The following is a 3,149-nucleotide window of genomic DNA, read 5'->3' as shown; positions in this document are numbered from 1 at the left end:
CGGTGGACACCGCCGGCGAGCTTGGCCATGCGGGGGTCGAGATTGACGGGGTTTTCTTCCATGCCGTCCTCGGCGAGCCGCAGCACTTCGCCGATCTGGTCGATCAGGAGGCCGTAGGATTCACCGCGCAGGTCGACGCCGACCGCCATCGGGATCTTGCCGTCCTCGGGCTTGGGCAGGCCGAGCCGGGCGCGCATGTCGACCACGGTGACGATGCGGCCGCGCAGGTTCAGCACGCCCGCGATCTCGCGCGAGGACAGCGGCACGCGGGTGACGCGCTCGGGCATGAACACGTCCTGGACGCGGGAGATCGGCAGGCCGAACAGCTGGCCGCCGATCATCGCGGTGACGTATTCGACCATGGCGCCTTCGCCGGACTGGGTCTTCTTGGTCATGTTAGTTTCTCCTGATCCCGCTGGTTACGCTGCTGCGCGGCTCAGCTCGGAGGCGCCGGCGGCGCCCGCGGTCTGTTCCTTCAGCGCCGCGATCAGACCGGGACGGTCGAACTTGGCGACATAGTCGTGGAAGCCGGCCTGACGGCCGCGCTCGATCGCCGCCGGCGACACCAGCGCGGAGAGCCCGATGATCGGCATCGCGCCCAGATTGCTGTCGGAGCGGATGGTCTCGGCAAACTCGAACCCGTTCATGTCGGGCATCTCGATGTCGGTCAGGACCACGTCGAAGGTCTGCGCGCGCAGCGCCGCCAGGCCCTCCTGCGCGGTCGGCGCGGTGCGGACGCGGTAGCCGGCGGCCTTGAGCACCGGGGCCAGCATGTTGCGGAAGAACGCCGAGTCGTCGACCAGCAGCACCGATTGCGAGTGCAGCGACGGCTTCATCTCCTTGCGGGTGAACCAGTCGGAGAACGCCATCGGCAGGAAGTGGCCGACGTCGATCACTTCGGTGGCCTGGCCCTTGATCACGGCCGAGCCGAGAATGCCGGAGGAGGATCCGCCGACCTCGATGTTGAGCCGTTCCTCGACGATGTCGATGATCTCGTCGACGACGAGGCCCATGGAGCGGCCGTCATCGGAGAACACCAGGATCGGCTGGGCGCCCTGGCTCGCGATGGTGACGCTCTCCATGGCAACGAGCGGCATCAGCTGCTCGCGGTACTGCACCATGTAGCGGCCGTTCGAGAACTCGATCTTGTCGGCCGGGAGTTCTTCCAGGCGGGTGACGAGCCCGAGCGGGACCGCCTTGGGCTGGGACGAGCCGGCGCGGAACACCAGCAGCGAGGTGGTCTGCTCGCCACTTCCGATGCTGTGAGCCCCGTTCTCGCTGTTCATGTCATGGGCCGAGGAGCCGGCGGCGCCGAGCGCCTTGGCAATGCCGTTGGGGTCGATGATCATGATGACCGCGCCGTCGCCCAGGATGGTATTGCCCGAGAACATGTCGATGTGACGCAGCTTCGTCGACATCGGCTTGACCACGATTTCTTCGGTGTGGAACACGCCGTCGACGACGATGCCGAAGGTCTGGCTGCCGACCTGCGTCACCACGATGAAGCCGTTCTCGGGATCGGAGACGGCGCCGTCGTCGATCTTGAGCAGCTTCTTGAGATGGATCAGCGGCAGCAGCTTGTTGCGCAGCCGGAGAACCGCGGTGTCCTTGATGCGCTCGATGCGGTGCTCCGAGTTGGCGCGGGCCCGCACCAGCTCGACCACGGAGAGCTGCGGGATCGCGAAGCGGTCGCCGGCGGCTTCCACGATCAGCGCGGAGACGATGGCGAGCGTCAGCGGGATCTTGATGGTGACGGAGGAGCCTTCGCCGGCGACCGACTTGATGTCGATGGTGCCGCCGATCTGGTCGATATTGGTGCGCACCACGTCCATGCCGACGCCGCGCCCCGACACCGAGGTGATGGCGGCAGCAGTGGAGAAGCCCGGCGCGAAGATGAACTTGTGGATCTGGGCTTCGCTCATCTTCTCGAGCTCGGCCTCGGTGACCAACCCTGAGGAGATCGCCTTGGCCTTGATCCTGTCGGTGTTCAGGCCACGGCCGTTGTCGGCGATGCAGATGATGATGTGGCCGCCCTCGTGATAGGCGGACAGGCGAATGGTGCCCTGCTCGCCCTTGCCGCCGGCGAGACGCTCGGCCGGGGTCTCCAGGCCATGGTCGGCGGAGTTGCGCACCATGTGGGTGAGCGGGTCCTTGATCAGGTCGAGCACCTGGCGGTCGAGCTCGGTGTCGGCGCCGTGCATCTCCAGCTCGATCTGCTTGCCGAGTTCGCTCGAGAGGTCGCGAACGATGCGGGGCAGCTTCTGCCAGGCATTGCCGATCGGCTGCATGCGCGTCTTCATGACGCCTTCCTGCAGCTCGGCGGTGACGTTGGACAGCCGCTGCAACGGCACCTTGAACTCGGTGTCCTCGTTGCGGCGGGAGATCTCCAACAGCTGGTTGCGGGTCAGCACCAGCTCCGAGACCATGGTCATCAGATGCTCCAGCGTATCCACGTTGACGCGGATCGACTGGTTGGCGATGCTGGCGCCCTCGCCGGCGCCCTCGTCGGCGATCGACTTCTTCGGCGCGGCCTTCTCCTTGGGCGCCTTGGTCTCTTTGGCGACAGGCGCCGGAGCTTCAGCGGCGGGTGCGGGCTCAGCCTTGACCTCAACCTTGGCAACCGGGGCCGGGACTTCGATCGGGGTTTCGCGGAAGGCGCGCTCGAGCTCGTCGAGCGAGACTTCGCCCGGACGCAGCGGACGCTCCAGGGTCTGGTCGGCCAGCACGCCGGAGGTCGGCGCGGCTTCAACGGCGACAGGCGCTTCCGGCACCAGCGGCGGCGCTTCAGCCACGGGAGCAGCAGCACCCGCCGCCATGGCCGCCATGCCCTGCTCAACCATCGCTTCCAGCTTGTCGATGAGATCGCGGTCGGTGCCCTCGGGCTCGGCTTCGGTCGCCTCGAGGCCTGACAGGATTTCCTTGATGCGGTCGATCGAGGCCAGGATCACCGTCACCGCGCCGGCCGTCACCGGCATGCCGTCACGGAATTTGCTCATCAGCGTCTCGCCGGCATGCGCCAGCGCTTCCAGCCGCGGCAATCCGAGGAAGCCGCACGTGCCCTTGATGGTATGGACCAGCCGGAAGATGTTATCCAGGATCTTGGCGTTGTTCGGCTCCTGCTCGAACTTCACCAGCTGATTGTCCACGGT

2 protein-coding genes are annotated in these 3,149 nt (G+C 66.5%); both read right to left on the bottom strand.

The window, feature by feature from the left end; genetic code table 11:
- A partial coding sequence (locus tag AC0L3K_RS40405; protein WP_219685640.1) for a chemotaxis protein CheW occupies nt 1-395 on the bottom strand: 395 nt, incomplete at its 3' end.
- Nucleotides 396-419: 24 nt separating this feature from the next.
- Nucleotides 420-3,149, bottom strand: a 2,730-nt coding sequence (locus tag AC0L3K_RS40400; RefSeq protein ID WP_473368184.1) for a hybrid sensor histidine kinase/response regulator, incomplete at its 5' end; no start/stop codon positions are given.

This window comes from Bradyrhizobium sp. MI1.10, from assembly GCF_055811035.1.
Note: the sequence above shows the minus strand (reverse complement) of the source record. Positions and strands in the feature narration are given on the sequence as shown.